The organism is Clostridium gelidum (genome assembly GCF_019977655.1).
Lineage (GTDB): Bacteria > Bacillota > Clostridia > Clostridiales > Clostridiaceae > Clostridium > Clostridium gelidum.
The window spans coordinates 2,301,596-2,327,042 of sequence record NZ_AP024849.1; the positions used below are offsets into that span (position 1 = coordinate 2,301,596).

General features: G+C 30.6%; 23 protein-coding genes and 1 pseudogene. 20 read left to right on the plus strand and 4 right to left on the minus strand.

Annotated features, from left to right (window positions below; genetic code table 11):
* Positions 1-53: 53 nt before the first annotated feature.
* The 9 genes from psyc5s11_RS10155 (at position 54) to psyc5s11_RS10195 (ending at position 9,903) form a co-directional block, all read left to right on the plus strand.
* A complete protein-coding gene (locus psyc5s11_RS10155; RefSeq protein WP_224037466.1) occupies positions 54-287 on the plus strand; it encodes a hypothetical protein in 234 nt (77 codons plus the stop codon).
* Between the two features lie 68 nt (positions 288-355).
* Positions 356-1,429 carry a galactose ABC transporter substrate-binding protein gene (locus psyc5s11_RS10160; RefSeq protein ID WP_224037467.1) on the plus strand — a complete coding sequence of 358 codons (1,074 nt, stop codon included), beginning with the start codon at positions 356-358 and terminating at the stop codon, positions 1,427-1,429.
* Positions 1,430-2,087: 658 nt separating this feature from the next.
* Positions 2,088-3,065: a helix-turn-helix transcriptional regulator gene (locus psyc5s11_RS10165; RefSeq protein WP_224037468.1), complete on the plus strand. Its 978-nt coding sequence runs from the start codon at positions 2,088-2,090 to the stop codon at positions 3,063-3,065.
* Between the two features lie 46 nt (positions 3,066-3,111).
* Complete coding sequence (locus psyc5s11_RS10170) at positions 3,112-3,690, plus strand: type 1 glutamine amidotransferase family protein (protein WP_224037469.1); 579 nt, start codon at positions 3,112-3,114, stop codon at positions 3,688-3,690.
* Positions 3,691-3,946: 256 nt separating this feature from the next.
* Positions 3,947-4,603 carry a response regulator transcription factor gene (locus psyc5s11_RS10175; protein ID WP_224037470.1) on the plus strand — a complete coding sequence of 219 codons (657 nt, stop codon included), beginning with the start codon at positions 3,947-3,949 and terminating at the stop codon, positions 4,601-4,603.
* Between the two features lie 5 nt (positions 4,604-4,608).
* Complete coding sequence (locus psyc5s11_RS10180) at positions 4,609-6,075, plus strand: sensor histidine kinase (protein ID WP_224037471.1); 1,467 nt, start codon at positions 4,609-4,611, stop codon at positions 6,073-6,075.
* A gap of 166 nt (positions 6,076-6,241) precedes the next feature.
* On the plus strand, positions 6,242-7,072 hold the full coding sequence (locus psyc5s11_RS10185) for a hypothetical protein (protein ID WP_224037472.1): 831 nt from the start codon (positions 6,242-6,244) through the stop codon (positions 7,070-7,072).
* Between the two features lie 861 nt (positions 7,073-7,933).
* Entirely contained in the window at positions 7,934-8,977 is a 1,044-nt protein-coding gene (locus psyc5s11_RS10190) for a cadherin-like beta sandwich domain-containing protein (RefSeq protein ID WP_224037473.1), read from the plus strand.
* Between the two features lie 515 nt (positions 8,978-9,492).
* The gene (locus psyc5s11_RS10195; RefSeq protein ID WP_224037474.1) at positions 9,493-9,903 is read left to right on the plus strand and encodes a universal stress protein; all 411 of its coding nucleotides are present in this window, start codon (positions 9,493-9,495) and stop codon (positions 9,901-9,903) included.
* Positions 9,904-10,067: 164 nt separating this feature from the next.
* Here psyc5s11_RS10195 and psyc5s11_RS10200 read toward each other — a convergent pair whose 3' ends face one another.
* The 4 genes from psyc5s11_RS10200 to sstT form a co-directional block, all read right to left on the minus strand.
* Positions 10,068-10,856 carry a GDSL-type esterase/lipase family protein gene (locus psyc5s11_RS10200; protein WP_224037475.1) on the minus strand — a complete coding sequence of 263 codons (789 nt, stop codon included), beginning with the start codon at positions 10,854-10,856 and terminating at the stop codon, positions 10,068-10,070.
* A gap of 15 nt (positions 10,857-10,871) precedes the next feature.
* Complete coding sequence (locus psyc5s11_RS10205; RefSeq protein ID WP_224038172.1) at positions 10,872-11,876, minus strand: ABC transporter permease; 1,005 nt, start codon at positions 11,874-11,876, stop codon at positions 10,872-10,874.
* Positions 11,877-11,889: 13 nt separating this feature from the next.
* Positions 11,890-12,804 carry an ABC transporter ATP-binding protein gene (locus psyc5s11_RS10210; protein WP_224037476.1) on the minus strand — a complete coding sequence of 305 codons (915 nt, stop codon included), beginning with the start codon at positions 12,802-12,804 and terminating at the stop codon, positions 11,890-11,892.
* Between the two features lie 275 nt (positions 12,805-13,079).
* On the minus strand, positions 13,080-14,312 hold the full coding sequence (gene sstT / locus psyc5s11_RS10215) for a serine/threonine transporter SstT (protein WP_224037477.1): 1,233 nt from the start codon (positions 14,310-14,312) through the stop codon (positions 13,080-13,082).
* A gap of 474 nt (positions 14,313-14,786) precedes the next feature.
* Here sstT and psyc5s11_RS10220 point away from each other — a divergent pair, with 474 nt between their 5' ends.
* From psyc5s11_RS10220 to psyc5s11_RS10270, 11 genes and pseudogenes are all read left to right on the plus strand, one after another.
* Entirely contained in the window at positions 14,787-15,137 is a 351-nt protein-coding gene (locus psyc5s11_RS10220; RefSeq protein ID WP_224037478.1) for a hypothetical protein, read from the plus strand.
* 371 nt (positions 15,138-15,508) lie between these two features.
* Positions 15,509-15,898 (plus strand): hypothetical protein, encoded by a 390-nt coding sequence (locus psyc5s11_RS10225; protein ID WP_224037479.1) that lies wholly within the window; start codon positions 15,509-15,511, stop codon positions 15,896-15,898.
* Between the two features lie 97 nt (positions 15,899-15,995).
* Positions 15,996-16,164: pseudogene (locus psyc5s11_RS10230) on the plus strand (amino acid permease); the annotation flags it as partial.
* Between the two features lie 280 nt (positions 16,165-16,444).
* Positions 16,445-17,074 carry a 3D domain-containing protein gene (locus psyc5s11_RS10235; protein WP_224037480.1) on the plus strand — a complete coding sequence of 210 codons (630 nt, stop codon included), beginning with the start codon at positions 16,445-16,447 and terminating at the stop codon, positions 17,072-17,074.
* Positions 17,075-17,166: 92 nt separating this feature from the next.
* On the plus strand, positions 17,167-17,742 hold the full coding sequence (locus psyc5s11_RS10240) for a TetR/AcrR family transcriptional regulator (protein WP_224037481.1): 576 nt from the start codon (positions 17,167-17,169) through the stop codon (positions 17,740-17,742).
* Positions 17,743-17,867: 125 nt separating this feature from the next.
* Positions 17,868-18,914 (plus strand): DUF5692 family protein, encoded by a 1,047-nt coding sequence (locus psyc5s11_RS10245; RefSeq protein WP_224037482.1) that lies wholly within the window; start codon positions 17,868-17,870, stop codon positions 18,912-18,914.
* Between the two features lie 95 nt (positions 18,915-19,009).
* Entirely contained in the window at positions 19,010-19,681 is a 672-nt protein-coding gene (gene hypB / locus psyc5s11_RS10250; RefSeq protein WP_224037483.1) for a hydrogenase nickel incorporation protein HypB, read from the plus strand.
* Positions 19,682-19,783: 102 nt separating this feature from the next.
* On the plus strand, positions 19,784-22,489 hold the full coding sequence (locus tag psyc5s11_RS10255) for an FAD-dependent oxidoreductase (protein ID WP_224037484.1): 2,706 nt from the start codon (positions 19,784-19,786) through the stop codon (positions 22,487-22,489).
* A gap of 109 nt (positions 22,490-22,598) precedes the next feature.
* Positions 22,599-22,940 carry a hydrogenase maturation nickel metallochaperone HypA/HybF gene (locus tag psyc5s11_RS10260; protein WP_224037485.1) on the plus strand — a complete coding sequence of 114 codons (342 nt, stop codon included), beginning with the start codon at positions 22,599-22,601 and terminating at the stop codon, positions 22,938-22,940.
* A 395-nt stretch (positions 22,941-23,335) separates the two neighbouring features.
* Positions 23,336-23,680: an SCP2 sterol-binding domain-containing protein gene (locus psyc5s11_RS10265; RefSeq protein ID WP_375541997.1), complete on the plus strand. Its 345-nt coding sequence runs from the start codon at positions 23,336-23,338 to the stop codon at positions 23,678-23,680.
* A 235-nt stretch (positions 23,681-23,915) separates the two neighbouring features.
* Complete coding sequence (locus psyc5s11_RS10270) at positions 23,916-25,391, plus strand: protein adenylyltransferase SelO (RefSeq protein WP_224037486.1); 1,476 nt, start codon at positions 23,916-23,918, stop codon at positions 25,389-25,391.
* The last annotated feature ends 56 nt before the right edge of the window (positions 25,392-25,447 follow it).

A 25,447-nucleotide genomic window follows, 5' to 3' on the forward strand; every position in this document is an offset into this window, starting at 1 on the left:
CACTATAGTTGAATTATTTTTATCAAGGTTTAAGCATCTGCTGAATAAAGCAGGTGCTTTTCTCATTAGATATAGATAATCTCTGGAATGATGAATACAGTATTATAAAAATTTTCTTTAACAAGAAATTATATTTTACTAGACAATTAGAAACTGAATTAAATAAGCGAGAAGACAATGCACCAATATGTACTAGTGAACCTGAAGTCAAGCTTGATAGTTTTAAGATAGATGTAGGAGTTATGGATTATAACTTTGAGATAAATGGTATATTAGGAATAGAATAAATTTTATCTATTTAGGCAATATAATATTAGTAATATAATTTAACACAAGGATAAGAGTGGAGGTTAGAATGAAAATAGTAAGTAAAGCAGTTTCATTGGCTATGGTTACTTTAATTATTTTTATATCAATAAGCACTACTAATATTAATACATATGCTTGCCTGAATTTAAGCTCAAATAATAGAAATGTAGTAAATGCTGCAGTAATATTTTTTAGAATGGATGATCCATTTACCATGAAGACTGCAGAAAGTTTAGAAAATATTGCAAAAGATAATAAGAATAACATTAAATTTACTTTCTTTGATCCTAAAAATAATATAGCTGTACAAAATGAAATGTTAGATTCTGTTGTCAAAAGTAATTATGATCTGATTATATTATATTTATCAAATAATAAACAAGATGTTGTAGCAGATGTTATTAATAGAGTTAAAACCAAAAACAAACCATTAATATTAATGAATATTCCTACAGATGTAATATCAAATGTATATAATCTCTACAATAAGATAGCATTTGTAACACCAGATTCTAAGAAAGCAGGCGTAGCGGAAGGTAAAATTATTGCTGATTTATGGAATAGTAATAAGATGGATATAGATAAAAATCGTGATAATGTACTGCAATATGTTTTACTGCAGGGTCCCACTAATGATCCACAGGTAGTTGATAGAAGTAAATATGCAATTTCAACAATTAATGATTCGGGAATAAAAACAGAGCAGCTTATAGCGATAAATGCTGGTTGGTATAAAGATTTAGCTAAAGATTCTATTGAGAGCTTGTTTCTTAAATATAGTGATCAAATTGAAGCAATAATTTCAAATAACGATGCAATGGCAATAGGTGCAATTGAAGCATTACAAAAATATGGATACAATACAGGAGACAAATCAAGAAATATAGCAGTTGTTGGAATTGATGGATTACAAGAAGCTATTGATTTAATTGATAAAGGTTCTATGAGCGGAACTGTTATTCAAGATTCGAATGTTTTAGCTGAAGTGTTATATAATGTTGGAATGAACTTATATAATAATTTAAATCCCATAGAAAATACAAACTATCAGATTGAAAATAGAGAAATTATTATTCCATATCCTTATGATGTATATACAGGTAAGTTAAATAATCAATAAAAATCAGATTCATGTTCTTATAAAAAATAGTAGCAAGTTCGAGAATGTTTCCCTTATAAAAGATCAGATACTTGTGTGAAATTAACATATACAGACTAAAGAGTTTGTGGGAAGTTTAAACATATAGGCTCGTTTGTGCTAGAAATATGTCTCTATGGTTAGCAAAAGTAAGGTAGGGTTATGTAATGAACCCTTAGAATGATTGTAATCTGATTTAAGAGTTTTTTCAGCTATAAGGCTGATAGCGGTAATATAAATTAGAGAGTATAATAATACTAAAGAGATTGGAGGTAGTCACTATGGGAGATAAAAGTCCTAGAAATAAAGAAAAAAAGAAGAAAAAGTCTGAAGTGAAGGTTACGAGTCCAATAGCTTCTTCAGTAGCAGAACCAGAAAAAAAGACAAAAAAAACCTATTAGGGTTATGAAATTGTGTAGAAGAACTTTTATGTATATTGCTTGAAATTTAATTATTAATAAAAATTAAGCACTATAGTTGAATTATTATTATCAAGGTTTAAGCATCTGCAAAATAAAGCAGGTGTTTTTTTCATTTTATAACTGGTCAAAGAGATAAAGGCGTCCATTTATTAGGAATAAATATTAAATCCGAAAAATGCAATAGCAGAATTATATGTATCTGTTGGCTACTTTAGGTTGTGGTAGTAGAATGGCGAAAGGGTGTTATCTTGAAAATTGATAGATTATTAGGAATTTTAAGTGTTCTTGCCAATAGGCCTAGGATTACAATACAAGAATTAGCGGAAAGGTTTGAAGTTTCCAAACGTACAATTTTTCGGGATTTGGATACTTTAAACGCGTCGGGAGTTCCCATTGTTACATATTCAGGAATTGGTGGAGGGGTAGCCATCGTTGAGGGTTATAAACTCAAAAGTAATATTCTTTCCAAGACTGATATGAAAAATGTTTTTACTGCACTTAATGGACTTATGAGTATTGATGAAAGCACCGATTTAACAAATCTAATAGCGAAACTAATTCCAGAAGAAACAAGTACGGTATTTTCAGAAAGTGATTATGTAATTGATTTGTCCTCTTGGTTTCAAGACAGCATTACACAAGAAAAGGTATCCGTTTTGCATAAGGCAATTAAAAATCGAAACTGTGTTTGTCTAGAATATATCTCCAAGAGGTCACGTTCAACAAGAATTATTCACCCTCATAAACTTGTTTTTAAGCAATCATACTGGTATTTATACGCCTTTTGCGAGGATAAGCAGGAGTTTCGTTTGTTTAAGGCAAATCGAATTGCTGACTTTAAAATTATGGATGCAAGTTTCAATTGTAAGGCAGTTGAAAAAATAGATTTTAGAAAAGATTTTGGTATTGGTTTGTTTTCGCCACAAGACAAAGCATCATTGTTTGAAGTTATACTAGAATATGATGTTACTAATGAATTCTTTTTAACAGATAAGATAGATGCTAAGTTTTTTCATAGGAGCAGCAGTGAAGAAGAGAAGGGGCAGATTATATTTCCTGTTTCTGACTTAGAGTGGACTACTAATTTAGTTTTTAGTCTACAAGACAAAGCTAAAGTTATAGCACCACTTGAACTAAAAGACGCAATAAAAACCAGAATAAAAAGAATAAATGAACTCTATAAAGATGACATATAGGTGTCATCTTTTTCGTTGTACAATACTTAAGAAAGGACGTGTTACAATGAAAAAAGAAATACTTGTGTTTATTTTCGATGGATATGCAGATTGGGAAAGTGCTTATATTTGTTCAGAACTCAATGAATCAGAAACAGATTATATTGTAAAAACTTTAAGTCTGGACAAAGAACCTAAAATTTCTATGGGAGGTTTTCGAATCCTTCCTGATTATTCGGTCAGTGATTACCACAAAAATTTCGCTATGTTGCTTTTGATTGGCGGATCCGCTTGGATGGAACAGAAAAACAATGCCATTTTGCCTGTGGTTGAGTATGCCGCTAAACATAATATTCCGGTAGGTGCAATCTGCAATGCTGCCAATTTTATGGCAGAGAACGGATATTTGGATAATATAAAACATTCAGGCAACACTTTAGAGTTTATGAAGTCACAATCACCAAACTACAAGGGCGATTGCAATTTTGTTGAAAAACAAGCAGTGGAGTGTTCTGATATCATAACTGCAAATGGTACGGCTGCTTTAGAATTCGCTAGGGAAATTATGTTGTATTTGAATGTTAAACCTGTAGATAAAATTGATGAATGGTATAAATTTAACAAGGTAGGGTTCTATCAGAAATAAATCAATATAATTTCGTTGAAAATAACTTTTTATAAATTAGTTAAGGAATATAAAAATAAATAATAATTAATAAAAATTTGCCTATCTAATTTAGAGTGGGTAAATTTTTTTTGTTTGCCAAAAGTTAGATGCAGAACTATTTTACAACTATTTTACAGCTATTTTGCAATTTATTTGGGAATTGTGTTATATAATGGAGATATAAATTAAACATTTACTTAAAGATATTAAGTTATGCAGTAGGAGGATAATATAATTGAAAACAAATATTTTAATTGTAGAAGATGATGAAGCTATTTCTAATTTGATAAAAATAAACCTGAACATGGTTGGTTATGAAAGTAAGCAGGTATTTGATGGATTGGAAGCTTTTGATTTGCTTAAAAAAGAAACTTTTGATTTAGTACTTATGGATATTATGTTGCCAAGTATGGATGGTTTTGAATTGATGGAAAAAATAAAGGATTTAAATATACCAGTAATATTTCTGACAGCTAAAAATGGACTAGCTGATAAGGTAACAGGGCTTAAATCTGGTGCAGAGGACTATATTGTAAAGCCCTTTGAAACAATTGAACTACTGGCAAGAATTGAAATAGTTTTAAGGAGGTATTCTAAAAATAGTAATTGTATAGAATTTAAGAACTTGAAAATATATGAAGAAGAAAGGATTATAAAAAAGGAAGATGAGGCAATTGAGCTTACTTTAAAGGAATTTGAACTTATGGTTTTGCTTGTGAAAAATAAGAATATGGCTATATCAAGGGAATATTTACTAGAAAAAATATGGGGATATGAATATATGGGAGAAACAAGAACAATAGATACTCATATTCAAAAAATAAGAAAGAAGCTAGATATTTCAGATAACATTAAAACTGTATATAAAATTGGATACAGATTGGAGGAGTAAATTATATGAAGTTATGGCTGAAAATATACCTTTTCTCTTTACTATTGCTTATATTTACATTAAATATTGCGGGATTTATATTGATACAAAAACTTCATAATGATGTAATGGAAAAGGAAGTTAATAAGTGCATTGCACAGCAAAGATTTATTTCTTCACAATTGAGAATAAATTCTATATCTATGCAGAAGATTAATTCAGATTATTCTCCAGACATAAATATGCCAATCAGTACTTTGATGTGTGAATATAACAGCACCATTGACCATGAAGATGGATATCAGGGAGAGATAGAAATTTTAAATCAGCAAGATAAAATACTATATTCAGATGTGAATTTTCCTAATTCTGATGAAAAGGCGGAATTAGAAGATCTTTCTCTAGGAACAATCAAGTACATTATCCGGACACTAGATAACAAGCAGTATTTATATGTAAGCAGTTTACTTAAAGTTTATAATGTTCCAGTAAAAATATATTATACTAAAGATATTTCAAGCATATATACTGAAAAGATGAAGTATTATACTCTTTTTATGAAATTAGATATTCTAATTTGCTCTCTTTTTGCTGTTTTTATGTTTTTTATTAGTAGATTGATAACAAAACCAATAGATACGTTAATAGACTCAACTCAGAAAATATCTTTGGGTCAGTATTCTGAACGGGTAAGAATAAAATCAAAGGATGAATTTTATGTTCTTTCAAATCACTTTAACCTTATGGCACAGACAGTAGAAGATAAGATAAATGAGTTGGAATTATCCAATGTTGAAAAGGAAACCTTTATAAATAATCTGACCCATGAACTTAAAACTCCTTTAACTTCAATAATTGGATATGCAAATTTAATAAGAGGATCGAAATATAATGAAAAACTATTTTTCGAAGCGGCAGATTATATTTACAAAGAAGGTAAAAGACTTGAACAGATTGCCTTTAAAATGATGGATTTAATTTATACAAAGAATCAGGAATTTAAATTAACACCTGAAAAGATAATGAGAATAATATATGAAGTTCAAAAGTCTCTGATTGTTAAACTTAAGGATAAGAATATAGATTTAATTATTGATGGTGAGGAATGCATATTAGATTTAGAAAAAGATTTAATTGAGATGGCACTCTGCAATTTAGTGGAAAATGCTATAAAAGCATCTGGAAATAATTCTAAAATATACTTAAAGGTATGTGATTTAAATAATAAAACTTCTATATCAATAATTGATTCAGGTTCAGGTATGGCTAAAGAACATTTGGATAAGATATGGCAGGCTTTCTACGTTGTAGATAAAGCAAGGACCAGAAAAAGTAATGGTGCAGGTATTGGACTATCGATCTGTAAAAAAATAGCTGAAGTTCATAATGCAGATATTAAAATAAATAGTGAATTAGGCAAGGGGACAGAAGTAACCATAACTTTTAATAATTCTATTGCATCTGTAAATAAAAAAATTAAAGCTATATACTAAAATATATGAAAGTTTACAACTATTTTACAATTGGAATAAACTTCTGGGACATCTAAATTATATACTTAAAGAGTGGTAAGTACTTACACACAATTAAGGCCAATCAAAAAAATATAAATATATGTAGACTAAAAATTAATAAAATAAAAATATTGGAGGAATTATTATGTTTTCAAAAAAATTAACAGCAGTATTGGTAGCAGTAGGAGTAGTAGCATCTACCAGTGCTTTATTTAATCAAATTAATATAAAAGGAGCTTTTGCAGATACTATAAAACAGAATGTTGTTTATTCCAAAGAAACTGCTACAGCAGTTTCTCAAGATAATGCTAAATTAAGTGATGCTGATAATAAAGAAATTAAAGAAAAATCTTTAGAAGCATTAAAGAAGTATTTATCTATATCAGTTGATGCAGATAAAGATCTTAAATATAGTTCATCAATAATGAATGAAACAACTTTAATTGATGAAGAAGCAAAGGAACAAAAATCATTACAGGAGCAATATGATAAGAAGGAAATTTCTGTTGAAGAGTATAATGAAGAAAAAGCATACATTCCCCAAGTTGTAAATGAACTTAAAAATCAGGTGGCAAAATTGAAACATGGAGTTATTACAGCTAAATGGATTCATAAAGATGGTAATATGTATACAGTAGAGTTCAATGAAAACACAAAGGAAATAGAATCTGTTCAGAAAGCTCTTAATATGGATGATGCTAGTAGACCAAAAGCTAAGTTAACACTTAGTGAAGAAAAATTAAAAAATACAGCAGAAAATTTCATTAAAGAACATAAACTAGGTGATTTACAAAAGCCTAAATGTATACTTGTTGAAGATAATGATGAGTTCTATCAAGTTTTCTATCAAGAAGAAAGTGATTCAAGTAAAAAAGTAGCGATATATATTGATAGTCATACAGGTAAAGTAACCGAATTTTTAACAAAATCAACTGCGAGTTTGATTTATGATAACATGATTAATCTAAAAAAATAATGCATGTATTTAATTAATGTAGGAGAATCAAATATAAGAGGGGCGGTTCTCCTTTAGTTATAAGTATTATGAGATTGTCTAACCAGACTTTCAGCATTTTTATGAAAAAAGCCACTGAATATAAAATTTAGAATATCACTTTTAGTTCTATTGTTACTACTGTAAATAAAAAACTTAAATTATATACTAAAATTAATTAAAGTTTGCAACTATTTTACAATTGGAATAAACTTCTGGGACATCTAAATTAAGTGATGCTGACAAGAAGGAAATTAAAGAAAAATCTTCAGAGGCAATAAAAAAGTAGGGGTATATATTGATAGTTATACAGGTAAAGTAAGCAGCTTTGCAACAAAATCATCTGCGGATTTGTATTATGATAACGCAATTAATATAAAATAAGGCACATGAAATTTAACAGAACTTAGTTAACTCATGTATATGAGTTAACTTCTTTAAAAAATAATAACTTAATAATTCATTTAAGTAATAATGGAGAACCAAGTCCAGATATGGGAGGTTCTCCTTCTTTTTTGTTGACAAATCTTCATAGAATTTCATGCCAGCTAGAGTTTAAATAGGAATAAGTACTTTAATTTTATCTGTAATTGAAAGAATAATAAAACTTGGCTATCATATAATAGAATAACCTTAATTAAAACTAAAATTAAGAATAATAATAGCTAAAATTAAGGTTAAATTAAGATGCAAATGAATGTTTTCCTGTATAATGAAATGAGAGAATATGTAAAAATGGAATAGGATTTTTTAATAAGTGAAATTAATGTAATATTCTATATATTAAAGTTAACGAGTCTGGAAGTAGAAAAATAAAATTAATAATAGTGGGGACGGGTAAAAATGAATAAAAAAAATATTAAAAGAACAGTATCCATTGCTTTAGTATTAGGTTTAACATCTACAGTGATGCCAAACATTTTTAATTTTGGAACAACAACTGTTTATGCAGCTAGTTCTTCAGGATATATTACTGATGTAAATTTGGAAACAAATAAAGACGATACAGTAAAAGTATATACTAAAAGCAGTTATAACAGTCGGTATAAGTTAAGTGAAATAAGTGATAAAGCTCCAACAAGCTTATATGCTAAAGTTAGAAGCAACGTAAGAAAGATCAAGGTTAATGATATTGATTTAGGAACTGATTGTGATAAAGTTGAAATTTACAAGGGAAGTACAAAAATAAATTTAGATGAAGAAATTAGTATTTCAAGCAGTGTAACACTTAAACTTAAAGCATATAATGGATCAACTCTTAAGGAAACATATACCCTTAAGGTAGAAAAGGAAGATAGTAATGACAGTAATGACAGTAATGATGATATTTACTTAGATGATTTGTCATTATCATATGATGGTGATGACATTAATTTTAATTTTGATAAAAAGAAATCATCATATGATATAAATGTTAAAAATAAAGTAAGTAGTGTAAAAGTGGAAGCAAAGCCAGGAGATTCAGATTATACTGTTAAAATTAATGGAAACGAAGTATATGATAATGATGATTGGACTGATAAAGTTTCGTTATCAGAAGGTGTAAATACCATTACAGTTAAGATTAAAGATGATGATAGTAATAACAGAGAATATAATTTAAAGATTACTAGAGAATCAAGCGGTACAATATCATCATCAGGTACTACAAGTAGTCTCAATACATCATTAAGTGAAGGCTGGCAGTTAATAGGAGCAGACTGGTATTTTATAGGCCCAGATGGATCAAAGCAAACAGGTTGGCAAAAGATAGATGGAAGATGGTATTACATGAATGAGAATGGAACAATGCAAGTAGGTTGGATAAAGAATGATTCTAATGGAAAATCATATTATCTAAATACAATATCTAATGGATTCAAAGGATCTCTATTACAAATTAAGTGATTTATGGATATAACTTACCTCTCGTAAAAATCAAAAATTGGATTGTCATGGGGGTAAGCTTTTCAATATCAATGGTTCAAAATGCAGGTATTAAAATTTCTTAGTTTGTCATAATAATGACATATTTATACTGTAATATATAGATTGTAAGATAGTTAAAATATTATTTACCCCTTATTAAATATAATTATTAACCAGTATTAGAATGATTTATTACTCCCATAATAGATCATTCTTTCTTTTTGTCTAAAATAACTTTTTATATCATAGGGATAATAATGTTAATTAAGAGAAAAATAAGCGTTCGAATTTCACGCCGTAGACCTTTGAAAGTGTTATGCTTGGAGGCTTTTGTTCCTGGTTATAGCATAATTGTCAATCCTCCTAGTCTGCTTCGTGTTTCAGAAGTACCCACTGGGAGAACAAAAATTCAATAAAAAAAGCAGGAACATGTTATAATATATAGAATATATAAATTATAATCATAATTATAATTATGAAAGGATGTGCTTAAGATGAAAAAAATAAAAATTTTAGTTCCATTAGATACTACTGAAAGAAGCACGCATTCTATTAATTGGATAAAAAAATACTTTAATAAGAATGATATTGAAATTATACTAATGAATGTAAGAGAGGTAATTGTAGCTGAGGACTTATTAAAGCAAGAAAACTTGTGGGATATGAGAGAAGAAAGTAACTTAGTTTTAGATGAAGCAGCAATGGAATTAGAAGGATATACAGTTGAAAAATTTGCTATTTTTGGATACGCTTCAGATCAGATATTAAAAAAGGCAGAAGAAGAAAACTGTGATCTAATAATAATGACAAAATCTACAAAAAAGGGACTAGTCAGAATGATTGGATCTGTAACAAGTAAAGTTATTAAAAATGCTAAAGCAACCGTAATAGTTCTACCTAAATAGTAAAAACGGTTTAAAATTTCGCAAAAAATAAATCAACTTAAACATATAAAAATAAGTAGCTTCATAATACGTCTAGACAAAGTATTAGAAGAATATTAGAATATCAAAAATAACCAAGTGGATTTTTACTTGGTTATTTTTTTATGTAAAAATATATTACAAACTTATTGTTTATAATTTTTTAAGGCTTCAACTATTCTACCCGAAATGGATTCATATCCAGTACTATTTGGATGAAAATTATCTGGTGCTAAATAATTTTCTGCATTATACTTGAAAAGATCATAAGTTGGAATAAAAAGTGCATTTGAATCTAGTGACACAAGCTGCTGACTTTGGAAATTCCATTCATTTAAAATACTTACCTTATCAGATGTAAGTGCATTCCCAAAAGGGTTGTATAATCCAATGAAAATCACCATAGCTGATGGATTATTAGTTCTAATTACATTAAATATGGATTTTAAGTTAGTTAAATAGGTATCTTCAATATCCTTTATTTTAATTGTGGATGAAATTATATCAATATTTCTAAGTTTGCTTAATTCATTACCGCCTATAGATATAAATATCATATCTGAACCTTTAATATTAGCTAAGGTTTGAGGTTCTTGTACTACACTAACAAGTCCAGTAGATACATCTCCGTTTATTGCAAGGTTATTTATTTTAATTTCCTTTGAAATTTTAGTCTTCCAGTAATCTGAGAAGTAACCTGAAAACCCAAGGCCTTTTTCATCGCCAGTTCCTTTGGCAAGAGAATCACCAAGAACTAATATATTGTAATAATTTTGGTCTAATTCTTCACTTTTAGGTTTTTCAGTTTCAGTATTTATTATCTCTTTGGGAGGGCGAGAGCTTACTTTTAATGCTGCTACAAAACCAGTAATTAAGGTTATAGTAGAAACTATAGATAATAATAAAATCAATTTCCATTTTAGGTTTTTGAACATTTTAATTACCTCCTTTTAAACTAATATATCTCGCTTTATAAATACAACAAAACTGACAATAAAAGCACCTATGCCCCAAGTTAAAAGTACTAAAGTACTGAAATTTAAGGACATTCCACTTATAGGTGTGTATGAACCTGTAAGATATTGAGGTAAGCTTAAGTTAATAGCAAAAAAGTATTTTATTGCAGGCCAATCGGCTAAAAACAATCTAAGGAAGCCACCGCCAACTAGTGTAGCCATCATTATTCCAATAGATGTGGCTGTATTTTGAGCTAAAACAGAAACCATAAATGAAATTGTTCCAACAACAATTGATACAAACCATCCAAGGGAATATACAAGAACTAAGTATTGTATTTGTGTTACTTTGATTACATTTGAAATATCTAAGGTTCCAGAAGCTGAGCTAAACCCTGTAGCTACAGGTTCGTAAAACCCCCAATTGTTAAAAAATAATCCTGAAATAAAAATAGAAAGTACAGCCATTTCTAAAATTACTATAGAAAATAAAATTAAAAGTGCTAGATATTTACTAAGTAATACCTTCCATCTGGGAACAGCTCTAGTTAATAGTACTTTTATAGTTTTTGCAGAAAATTCTCCGCACACACTATCACTAGCCAACAGAATTATCAATAAGGGAAGCAAAACAGATATAGATTGTTCCATTAATTTTATTGAAAATTTTGTTGCACTTGGAGTAATTGGATTTATATTATTATCTAAATAATATTGATTTTGTTGAATTCTAATATTAATAGAATCCTTACTTGATTCAGGCGTATCAATTCTACTGAGTCTAGTTTTTAAATCTTGTATTTGTTGCTTTTGAAGCGATTGCCAAGGAATATCTCCGCTTTCAGTAGTAGTTTTCAAATATTTATCTAAAGTATTTTTGTATTGATAATTTTGCCCATATGCAAATAAAAAAACTAAAATTAACATGATAACAGTAACAAGTAACATTTTCCTTTTGGATAAGATTTTATTTACTTCATTCTTTACTAAATCTAACAACATGTATGCCTCCTTAGCTGATAATATCATTTCCTTCCGTAAGAGTTAAAAATAAATCTTCTAAAGTCTTTTGATTGGTATTTACGAATTTTATCATTAATCCTTCTTCTATAAAGGAAGAATTAATTTCTTCAAGTTTAGATATATCAACTTTTGCTATAATTTTATCATCTTTAAGGGAACTATCGATATTCCACTTGTTTTTTAATATCTCAATGCCTCTTTGGTTATCGCTTAATACAAAGAAAACGTCTTGATTATTTAAAAGTTCAGATACTGAAGAATATTTAAGCAGAGTACCATTTTTTATTATTGCAACTGTATCACACATTAGTTCAACTTCAGATATCAAGTGACTAGAAATAAGAACAGCAATATTTTCTTTTTTAGCAAGGTTATGAATAATATGCCTAAACTCATTAATCCCTGAAGGATCAAGGCCATTTGTGGGTTCATCCAATATAAGAAGTTTTGGTTTATGTATAAGAGCTTGCGCAAGTCCAAGCCTTTGTTTCATCCCTAAAGAATAAGTTGAGACTTTATCATTTATTCTATTTTGCATTCCTACAAGCTTTATTGCTTTCATAATATCTTCATTTGTAACATTTTTATTCATAGAAGAAAGCATTTTTAAATTTTCTAGTCCACTTAAATAATTGTATAAATCTGGTCCTTCTATAATACAACCAACTTTAGACATAGCTTTAACATAGTCTTTGGTAATTGAATAACCATCAATTGTAATGATTCCACGCGTTGGAGAGGAAAGGCCAACTATCATTCTTAAAGTGGTTGATTTTCCAGCACCATTGGGGCCAAGAAAACCTAAAATTTCACCTGCGTTTATTGAAAAGCTAATACCTTTAACAATCTCTTTATTTTTTATAGTTTTATGAACATTATCTAATAACAGTACTTGATTTTCCATAATACACCTTCTTTTTATTTTAAAATTCATATTGGAATTATAACACATACTGGAAATAATATTCATATGAATGAATATATTATTAATGCTAGGGCAAAAGATGAGTTTCTTTCATTTATAGAGAATTATGTTCAAGAGAGCAAAATTAATTATGTAATAGAAGACTAATAGTTAATCTATTAATGCAAATATGATAGGTAACTAAAGAAAAATTGTAAATAAAAAAAGATTGAAAGATAGGATTTAACCTTCATTCAATCTTTTTGCTGATTTTGCTATTTATTAATGATGATTTCTTTTCCTTCTTTACGCCACTGAGCAAATTCAGCTGATGCTGTGAAAAGTACGTCTGTTGATGAGTTAAGTGCTGTTTCGCAAGAATCTTGCAGGACACCTACTATAAATCCTACACCAACTATCTTCATAGCAATTTCATTTGGGATACCAAATAAACTACATGCTAGAGGAATTAGTAATAGAGAACCACCAGCTACACCAGAAGCACCACAAGCACATACAGCTGATAATACACTAAGGATTATTGCTGTAGCTATATCCACTTGAATACCAAGTGTATGAACTGCTGCAAGAGTCAAAACAGAAATCGTAACAGCTGCACCAGCCATATTGATTGTAGAACCTAATGGAATTGATACTGAATATGTATCCTTATCTAAACCTAGTTTTTCACATAAACTCATATTCACTGGAATGTTTGCAGCAGAGCTACGTGTAAAGAATGCTGTAATACCACTTTCTCTTAAACACTTAAACACAAGTGGAAATGGGTTTTGACGAATAGTTAAGAACACAATAATTGGATTGACAACAATAGCAACAAAGACCATGCAACCAATCAAAACTGCAAGTAATTGTCCATAACTAAGTAGTGATCCAATCCCATTTGTAGCAATAGCATCAAATACAAGGCCCATGATTCCAAGTGGTGCAAAATTTATGACCCATCTAACTATTTGGGATACTGCATCTGAAAAATTAGAAATCATTGTTTTCGTAGTATCAGGTGCATTTTTTAATGCAAGTCCAAGAAGTACTGCCCAAGATAATATGCCAATATAGTTAGCGGTATAAAGTGCTTTTACTGGGTTATCAACCAGATTCAGCAGTAATGCTTTAAGAACTTCTGTGATACCACCAGGAGGTGACATATTTTCAGTACTTGCTGCAAGTGTCAAACTTACAGGGAATATAAAGCTTGCAATAACTGCTATAAGACCAGCCAAAAATGTTCCTAAAAGATAAAGAATAATAATTGATTTCATATTGGTTTGATGACCACTCTTATGTTGAGAGATGGCTGACATTACCAAAAAGAATACCAATATAGGAGCAATGGATTTCAAAGCACCTACAAATAAAGAACCTAGAATGACGACAGGTTTTGCTACGTCAGGTAAAGTTAAGGCCAAGATAATACCAATAATTAAACCTACAATTATTTGTTTCACAAGACTCAATTGAGTCCACGTTTTCATTAGCTTTTTCATAGTTTTTCCCCCCGTTAATAATATATAAATGAGACAGCGAACTGTTATATTATAGACTCGATAATATAGACAGTCTTCGTCTAAAATTAAAACCATGGTAAGTTTAACATAAATTTCAATCAATGAGAAGGGGATAAATTTTGTATAAAATTAATTTTTAATATGAAAAAATTAAAAAGAAGTTAGATGAAAAATTAAATTTATTCACTAAATATATATCAAAGAATATATTAGAAATATGGAATATACATTAGCTATCTTTTATATAAACTCATTAATCAAACCATTGTAAATTTATAATAAAGGCATTTAAAAATATTAATGTGATTTAGGAGAACATATATCAAATTATAAACATTATGTTGAAATTATATTTTAATGATATATGTAGCTATAAGACTTATGAATGGCCAAATCAGTATTAATAACTATTTGTCCTATTCTAAATTTATGTGTAAGAAGGAGATGTACTAGATGATTAAATATGACAAGTGCGATAAGCGCGAGAAATGTTCGTGTGATTTATGTGATTTTATTAATGCAAATCCAGTAGAAATAGAAAAGCATGGTGCCAGATTAGTAACTGTAAGAGTAAAAGTAAATAACGTATGCATGGACAAAAAAGTAGCTGTTGCAGCTATTATATATGATAAATGTCACAGAATACTTGCTTTTAAAGGTTTTATCACAATGGCATGTGGAGATGGTGAATGTGGGACTATTGAACGTAAAATACTGTTTGTAATCCCAGAGGATGATGAATGTAATCCTAGTGAATTAGATGTTTGTACTGTAGCTAATTATATATATCCATGTGAGAGCTGAAAATAGGTAAATATAAAAAGTACTTGCAGGGTAGACCAATGAAAAAAGGTCTACCCTGCAAGTGCTTTATTATACATTATTATAGTTTATATTTTAAGCATCTATAGGCATAAAGATAACTCATAAATATATTTAGGTAAATGGGGAATTATTATTTCACCTTTACATTGATAACAAATATATGAAATTAGCATAATATAGAATTGAGGGATTAAAACTACTAAAATGCTGTTTAGAAATGCTTTTATTAAGAATATTAAAGTAATCATAATTAATATATCGAAGATTAATTATATAAAAATGGAAAGTTTTAGTAAATAGCATTATTGTCAATTAAATAACTCATAACAGATTGTGAAGGAGAGAAGAAGATGAGTAACAAAGATAGTGGAAGAAAATTCAAAAGCTGCGATGAAGATGAATCTGGAAGTATAAAAAAAGAAAATTATAATTTCGATTTTGAGTTTGATATTGATGAAGCAAATGAATGTTTTATAAGGGATATGGAGAACACAGACAGTGAAGAGTGCGAAGAAGTATATGAAGAGGGATTTAAAGATGGCTTTAAAGAGGGCTATGAGAAAGCAAAACAAGAAGTCGTAGTTTATATGAAAAAAAATAAATGTTGCATTAAATGTAAACCAAAATGTAAGCTAAGAAGTATTAAGAAAAATAAACGCTTTATGAGATGTAAAGACAGTTGCAAACTAAGAGGCACTAATGTAAATAATAAAATTCATAAGATGATAAAGTGTATGTAATCTTATTTAAACACTATTAATTTAATTAAGATTAACTCCTGGTATAAAAGATAATAATTAGGGTCTTGTGGCAAGTACTTTTCTTTTTATTGGTTAATCTGTAGCTATAAATGCTGCTGGACCCGCTATTTTAATGTCTTATATACTAGGAGGAGTGTTGGTATTTTATAATTTATGCTTTTCCAGAAATGACTGTAGCAAATCTTGATTCTTTATATTTTATGACCTTTGCAACCCAAGCTTTTGCCTTGGGGACTGGATTAGTTAATTGAAATATACTTGAAATTATTGTTAGAGATAAACAAAAAAACAATAGATGAAAATGAAGAAAATAAATGGAATTATTTGGTTTAATATAAAAACAAGCATTATACTAGATATAAATCGTTAACATTTGCGCTTTATATGAAAAAAATGTCTAATTATGACACGAAATAGCCTTGACCTTAAAAAACACCTAGTCTATAATGACAATACCATATCGGTGACATAAGCAACTGTAGTACTAACTTAAATAAGTTGCAAAAAAACACAAGGAGTGGTTAATTGTTTAAATTAAAAAAACATATGATAAGAGGATATATAATCTTAGAAATATGTTTAATAGGTATTGGAATGAGCTGTTTAAATATTGAATCAGAAAATGTTCAAATAAATAAATATGTTGCAGGAAAATACCAAGGAAGTTCTAAAATCGAAAATTATGAGATTGAAGGACGTAAGTATATTGTTGAAAAAGATACTATGGAAGAATATATTGAAACTTCATCGGACACATCACAGGAGCTAGTAGCAGAAAAAGAAGAGCCTGAAACTATATCAACTAAATCTCAGGAAAATCAACATTCAGTAGGAATACCGATTAAAGCTGAATTAACTGCATATTGCAATGATCCAAGATGTTCAGAGGAATGGGGATCACAAACAGCAATGCAAACAGAGACGCGATTAGGTGTTATTGCAGCTCCATCGAATATATCCCTTGGAAGTAAAATTTATATTCCAGAGTTGAAAAATTATAAAGCAGATGGTATGTTTAATGTAGAAGATAGGGGTGGAGCAATTAAAGTAAAAGAAGATGGTACTTATGTAATAGACGTTTGGGTATCAACTTATGAAGAAGCTGAGGAATTTGGTAGAAAAAAAACTACCATTTATTTAGTAGAGAATTATTAAATTACAAACATATATAAATTTTAATTATAATTTTTGAAAGAGAGCACCTAATCCATATTGGATTGGGTACTTTTTAGTTAGAGGGGACGTTTATGAAACAGAATGCTAAAGCAGAAATAATTAACTCATTTAAACAATTATTAAACAAGAAATCTATAGACAAGATTACAGTGAAAGAAATTTGTGAACATTGCAATGTAAACAGACAGACTTTTTATAATCATTTTACTGATATCATGGATGTTTTTAAATTCATATTTTTTAAGGAAGTATCAATGGAAATTGCACAAAATAGGACCTTTGAAACCTGGACTGGTGGTTTCCTGGCTACAATGAAGTATTTGAAAAAAAATTCAAAAATGATCTTACATATATATAAATCTTCCTATTGGACTGAAGCAAATAATTACTTCACCAATCTTACGAATAGATTGCTTTATGATGTGATTGAAGAGTGTGTTGAAAAAATGGAAGTGAAATTAAAGGACAAGGATCAAAATTTCATTGTTAATTTTTATAGACATGTGTTTAATGGGTTAATGATAGATTGGGTAAGTGAAGGTATGGAAGAGGAGCCAGAAATTATACTTAAAAAACTTCTGATGATTATAACAGGTAGTATTCATCGCTGTGTAGATAACTTTGTTAAAGAAGAAATAAGAAAATAATTCATTATAGATAAAAGAAAGTGTTTAAAATAGACACTTTCTTTTATTTGTCTATTGAAGAATATTTTGTAAAAATTATATAATAGAAGCACAAAACATTAAATATTTACAAGGGAGGTTAAATTATGTTTGTTTTTAATTATGCTGATGGAGCATCAATGTTAAGCGTATGGGGAGTGTGGGTAATCGTTTTTGTAGCTCTCTTTGGTCTTAATGAAGTAGCTCGTAGATGGAAATATGTTGGTCTTTTCTGTTTTGTTATTTTACCACTACTCCTTTCAATATTGTGGTTTACAGTATTAAAGGATACAACGTATACAGATTGGTTTCATTTAGCAAAGGTGTATTCATCTACAGCTGGATGTATAGGCTTTTGGTGCATTAGGCATGTTAAATGGAGAAATAAATTATCAGGTAAGGAATGGAGATTAGCTGACAAAAAGTGGGCATTATGTTTTCCGCCACTTATTCTTGCTATAAACATTATGGAAGCAGTAGCCCGTGATTTTGAAGTTGGTACTCAATACTTTGGTGGAGGGGTGCTAGCAGATGAAGCCATGTATGTACTTGGTGGTTCTTGGAACTTCATGAATGGTATAGCAGGTATTTTGAATATCATAACTATAACTGGATGGCTTGGAATTTGTATAAAAAAACAGATTTCTAAAGATGGAAGTAGAGATATGCTATGGCCTGATATGTTATGGTTTTGGATAGTAGCTTATGATTTATGGAATTTTGCATATACGTATAATTGCTTGCCAGGACATGCTTGGTATTGTGGATTTGCACTTCTATTAGCGCCAACAGCTTGTGCATTTACTTTGGGAAAAGGAGCATGGCTACAACATCGTGCACAAACATTGGCTTTATGGTGTATGTTTGCGCAAACATTCCCAGCATTTATTGATAAGGGTGCGTTTGTAGTTTCATCTACTTATAATACAGTACCATTATTTGTATTTAGTTTTATAGCATTAGCTTCAAATGTAGCAGTATTTGCTTATATGATTTACAAAGTAGTTAAGACAAAGAGAAATCCTTATCTTGGGGAGCTTTATTCAGATTTGAAAGTATATAAGGAAATCAAATCAACTGCCGAAGAAATATTAGGTAGTCAAAGGGAATATAGAATTAATAGTATGCAAGGTGAAAGCAAATTTAAAAATTAAGTTAAACATTAAAACAGCAAGAAGATAATACTTTATTTCTCAAATAGAAAAAGGATTGAAAATAAAGCTTAAGGCAAAATGAAGGAGGAACTAATTTGGATAAATATAAAGTTCTTGAAATCAAAAAAAGTGTTTTTGAAAATAATGATATACAAGCAGATTTGCTTAGGGAAGACTTGAAAAAGGACAAGACCTTTTTATTAAATTTGATGTCATCACCAGGTTCTGGCAAAACAACAACTGTTTTAAGAACAATTGAAGCCTTGAAAGATGAAATGAGAATTGGGGTTCTAGAAGCTGATATTGACTCAGATGTTGATGCTAATACTGTTTCCAAGACTGGTGCAAAAGTAATTCAATTGCACACAGGTGGAATGTGCCATCTTGATGCAGATATGACCAAACAAGGTCTATTAGGACTAGGAACAGAAGGTATTGATTTCGCCATATTAGAAAACGTAGGGAATTTGGTATGTCCAGCAGAATTTGATACTGGTGCATCAAAAAATGCCATGATTTTAAGTGTACCAGAGGGAGATGACAAACCTCTTAAATATCCTTTAATGTTTTCGATTGTTGATGTTTTATTAATTAACAAAATAGATACAATAGGTATTTTTGATTTTGATTTTGAAGCAGTTAAAGAATGGGTGAAAAAATTAAATCCGAATATCAAAGTTATTAAAGTATCAGCTAGAACGGGTGAGGGAATTGACGAATGGGCAGATTGGATACGTGCTGAAGTAAAGGCTTGGAATGAAAAGTAGAAATTCAAATTAGTAATAGAAGTTTAAATGAGAAATGTTAATTAAAATTATAATTAGTAATTATAAATAACAACAAAATTTTACTTTTAGGGGGAAATACAATTGGCTAAGGATAGGGTGTTGGATCTTGCTAATCATATTAATAGATCAAAACGTGGTTCAAAATCTGGAATTAAATTTGAAGATCCAGAATATATGATTTTGGAACCTGTTGTTTCAAATGAAATGGCAGAAGTTGGACTTTGCTTGGAGTTACGTAATCCAAAGAGTGCAAAAGATGTTGCTCCTTTATGTGACAAATCTGTAGAGGAAACATCAAAAATTTTATGGGACTTGGCAGTTGCTGGTGTTTGTTTTATTAATAAAATTGATGGTGTTGATAAGTATTGGCTTGATACTTGGATTCCAGGTGTTATGGAAATGATGGTTAACAACAAGGAGAACATTAAAAAGTATCCACAAATTGGGGAGGCTTTCGAAGCATATGGAAGAGTAAGAGGACCAAAAACAGTAGGTAATTTTCCTGTAGGCAAAGGATTAATGCGTGTTATCCCTATTGAACAAGCCATTCAAGGTGAAACAAGAAAAGCATCTTATGAGGAAGTTTCCAAATATCTTAATGAAAATGATTTATTTTCAGTTTCCGATTGTTCTTGTCGTACAGCTAGAGCAGTTATGGGAGAAGGCTGTGGTCACTTAAAGGAAGATATATGTATTCAAATGGGCCATGCTGCTGAATATTATATTCGTACAGGTAGAGGCAAACAAATTAGTCGTGAAGAAGCTTTTGAAGTTATTAAAAAAGCCGAAGCAGATGGTTTGGTACATCAAATACCAAATACAGATGGTGCTGGAAAAACTCATGCCATTTGTAATTGTTGTGGATGTTCTTGTCTATCACTTAGAACTTCTGAGATGTTCTTAAATACTGATATGGTGCGTTCAAACTATGTTTCATTTGTAGATAAAGATAAATGCGTTGGCTGTGGAGAATGTGTTGAAGGGTGTCAAGTTAATGCACTACAATTAGGTCAAAAAATTTGCACAAAAACACCAATAGTAGAGAAGAAACGTGAACTTCCTCGCGATACAGAATGGGGCCCAGATAAATGGAATACTGATTATCGTACTAACAGAAAAGTTGTTGTAGATACTGGAACAAGTCCTTGTAAAGCAGAATGTCCTGCGCATATTGGTATTCAAGGATACATAAAGCTAGCGGCTCAAGGAAGATATACTGAAGCACTTGAACTAATAAAGCACGAAAATCCTTTTCCAGCAGTATGTGGACGTATATGCCCAAGAAAATGTGAATCAGCTTGTACCAGAGGTGATATTGATGATCCTCTAGCTATTGATGATATTAAGAAATTCATTGCAGAACAAGATTTAAATAAAGATAATCGTTATGTTCCTAAAGTAAAACATAACTATGGAAATAAAATTGCCGTTATTGGTGCAGGTCCTTCTGGACTTTCATGCGCTTTCTACTTAGCTCTTAATGGATATAAGGTAACAGTATTTGAAAAACAAAAAGCACTTGGTGGAATGCTTACACTAGGAATTCCTTCATTCAGACTTCAAAAAGATGTAGTTAATGCAGAAATTGAAATTTTGAAAGAGGTTGGTGTTGAATTTAAGACTGGTGTTGAAGTTGGTGAAAATATAAGCCTTAAGGACTTAAGAGGTCAAGGATTTGAAGCATTTTATATTGCAATTGGTGCTCAAGCAGGTAGATATATAGGCATCGAAGGTGAAGATGCTACAGGAGTAACTACAGGTGTGGACTTTTTACGTAAGGTAAATTTAGGTGAAGATATTAAATTAGAAGGACAAACCATCATAATTGGAGGAGGAAATGTTGCTATTGACGTTTCTAGAACAGCGGTGAGAGTTGGTGCATCAAAAGTAAGCATGTTCTGTCTTGAAAGCAGGTTAGAAATGCCAGCTCTTGAAGAAGAAATTGACGAAGCATTGGCTGAATTCATTAACATCAATAATTCATGGGGTCCTAAACGAATTACTACAGAAAATGGACATGTTACAGGTGTAGAATTTAAAAAGTGTATTTCTGTATTTGATGAAAATAGAGGATTTAATCCTAAATTCGATGAAAATGACACAAAGATAGTGAAGGCAGACAATGTATTAATTTCAGTAGGTCAAGCAATAGATTTAGGTAATTTGATTGCAGATAGTAAAATAGAATTAAATCCTAACAAGACAATTAAAGCGGATTCTACTACATTACAAACTGGTGAACCTGATGTGTTTACTGGTGGTGATTCCTTAACTGGACCAAGGTTTGCTATTGATGCAATTGCTGCGGGAAAAGAAGGTGCAATTTCAATTCATCGTTATGTTAATCCAGGACAAAGTTTAACTATTGGACGTATTAAGAGAGATTATCGTTCATTTGATAAAGAAAACCTTAATCTTGAAGGATATGATCATCTTCCAAGACAAAAAGCAAAGCATATTGATGAAAATGAATCAAAGGAATCTTTCAAGGATGTTCGTGGAACATTAACAGAAGATCAAGTTAAGAAGGAAACAGAACGTTGCCTTAGTTGTGGAGCGACTGTTGTAGATCAATATCTTTGCATCGGATGCGGTGTTTGTACAACTAAATGTAAGTTTGATGCTATTTCACTTGTTAGAAAATATGATGGTGAAGGTGTAGAACTTAGAGAAATAAAACCAGCAGTTATGAAACATGCTATAAAAAGAAAAATAAGAATTGCTGCTAAAAAGCCAGTGAAATTCCTAGAATCAATTTTCTCAAGTGAAAAAAATAAAAGAAGTTGATAAATTGTAAAAATAAAGCCTAAAGGAATGTGATTTATTTCGTCTTTAGGCATATTGACTTGTTACTTTTTGATTATTCCTTAAACTTTGACAAGAGAGGTGAGTTCAATTGCATGAAGTAGGAGTTTTGATTGAAGTCGTAAAAACGGTTGAAAATTTTGCAAAGAAAAATAAAGTAACTAAAATTGATACATTAGTTCTTCAAATTGGTGAACTCTCTTCAATGATTCCGAGATATATTGAAGCATGTTACCCAGCTGCAGTGGATGGAACGTTATTGGAAGAGACGAAATTAAAAATGGAGATATTACCAGGCAATGCTATTTGCAAAAAGTGTAATAAAGTTTTTAATCTCATTGAAAATAATAATAAATGTCCAAACTGCGGAAGTAAAGACTGGGAGATATTATGTGGAAAAGAGTTTATGATTAAGGAAATCATTGCTTGTTAAAATAAGAGTCTATTAAGAGTTTTGCGTAAATTAGCATAAAAGAATATTGCATTGAAGGATTATATAGGGGATTGGGATTACGATGTAAGCTCAATCTCCTTTTTTAGTATCTCTAGTATAGCAACAACTTGTCAATTAAAGTCTGCTGTGGGTTTGGTACTGGTATCCATTAGACTTATGGGTATTTGTATGAGTCAAGTACATTTGTTAAAAATAAATTTTTTATATAGCATTTATACATTTATTTACAATTAATGTATAAATTGTGTTATAATATATTTAAAATACTAATATAGTAAAAGTAGGGATAAGTTAATTTGATATGGTTTTGAGAATTAAAAAAAGATTATGAGAGGAGGGAGTTACTTTAAACATAATTTAAAGTAGCAAAGATAATGGCAAAAGTAGCAAAAACAATAACATACGAGGATAATTTCAACAATTTTAAAACAATTTTAAAGGAAGTAGATGCTAGCGAAATTGATGGAGAATTAGCATTTCAATTCAATATAGTGGGCGATGGAGAAGGCATATTTTATGTAAAAGTAAAAGATGGACAACTTAGTGTAGAACCGTATGAGTACTATGATAGAGATGCTGTATTTATTGCAACAGCAAAAGTTTTTACGAAAATGGCAGAGGGAAAACTTAATCCAGTCGTAGCATTTACAACTGGGAAATTAAAAGTAGAGGGAAATTTAGATAAAGCACGTGCAATAGAAAAAATAGTAACAAAATAAAATGGGTAGTAAGTAAATTAAAAAGCTCTTTATAGCTACTTTTGGCGTCTGTTAAATGGCGCCATCTTTTTTGAACTGGGTATAAAATGTAGGAAGAAGTAGATACTAAAAATGGTTGTATTATGTTGATAGGATAAGTGTGAAATTAAAATATATCAACACAATGCTATCATTTTTCTTTTATGTAAAAGAAAAAGCTAGTACAGATAAAAGATAAAAGAAGGAAGGATATACGATGGAAGAGAGAAAAATAATATTAAAAACAGGATGGAATTTTAACAACAGTTATGCTAATCTTCCAGAATTATTTTTTGAAAGACAGAGCCTAACACATGTAGATTCACCCAAATTGATTATTCTAAATGATCATCTCACTGCATACCTTGGGTTGAACGTTCAAGCACTACAAAGCAGTGATGGTGTTGCAGTGCTTGCTGGAAATCAGATGCCAAAAGGCGCTTTGCCTCTCTCTCAAGCTTATGCAGGGCATCAGTTCGGGCATTTTACTATGTTAGGAGATGGTCGGGCTCTACTACTTGGCGAGCAAATAACTCCAAAAGATGAGCGTGTAGATATTCAACTCAAGGGTTCAGGTAGAACGCCTTACTCCCGAGGTGGTGATGGCAGGGCGACACTTGGATCAATGCTGCGTGAATATATCATTAGCGAAGCAATGTATGCACTTGGTATTCCTACAACCCGCAGTTTAGCGGTGGTGACAACTGGTGAGCCAGTATTTCGAGAAACTAAGCTTCCGGGTGCAGTCCTAACCCGTGTAGCTGCAAGTCATTTACGAGTTGGTACCTTTCAATATGCTGCAGAGTGGGGAACAGTTGAAGAACTTCGCGCTCTAGCTGATTATGCATTAAAGCGACATTTTTCGGATGGTGATGGTGCTGAAAATCGATATCTCTGTCTACTTCAAGAAGTGATTAAGCGTCAGGCTGCGCTTATTGCTAAATGGCAGCTGGTTGGTTTTATCCACGGGGTTATGAACACTGACAACGTGAGCATTAGTGGGGAAACTATTGATTATGGTCCTTGTGCCTTCATGGATAACTATGACCCGGCAACGGTATTCAGCTCCATTGATAGGCAAGGCCGCTATGCTTATGGAAATCAGCCGTATATTGCTGGATGGAATCTAGCACGATTTGCGGAAACATTATTACCACTTTTACATGATAATAAAGAAAAGGCTACTCAGCTGGCAGAAAATGCAATTGCAGAGTTTACGCAGTTGTATCACAGTAATTGGTTGTCAGGAATGAGAACAAAATTAGGAATATTTAATGAAGAGCCAGAGGACGAAATCCTTATTGAAAATCTGCTTAATATGATGCAGAAGTATGATGCGGACTATACCAATACATTCCGCGCATTAACTTTTGATAAGTTCTCAGATATGACTTTGTTTGATACTGAGTCATTTACTATATGGCATAAAAAGTGGCAGGAAAGACTGTACAGGCAGGAGGAATCAAAAGATTGCTCAATAGAGCTAATGAAAAGCTCAAATCCTGAGATAATCCCTCGTAACCATCGGGTAGAAGAGGCACTATACGCAGCAGAGAAAAATGGAGACTACAGTGTGATGAAAAAACTTCTTGATGTGCTTTCAAACCCTTACGCTCACTCAAATGAACAGGCAGGTTATACTGCATTGCCTGAGAAATCTACCTGCCCGTATAGAACTTTTTGTGGTACTTAAGTAATATATATGACTTGGAATATTAGTATATTTTCATATTAGTCCCAAAATGATTT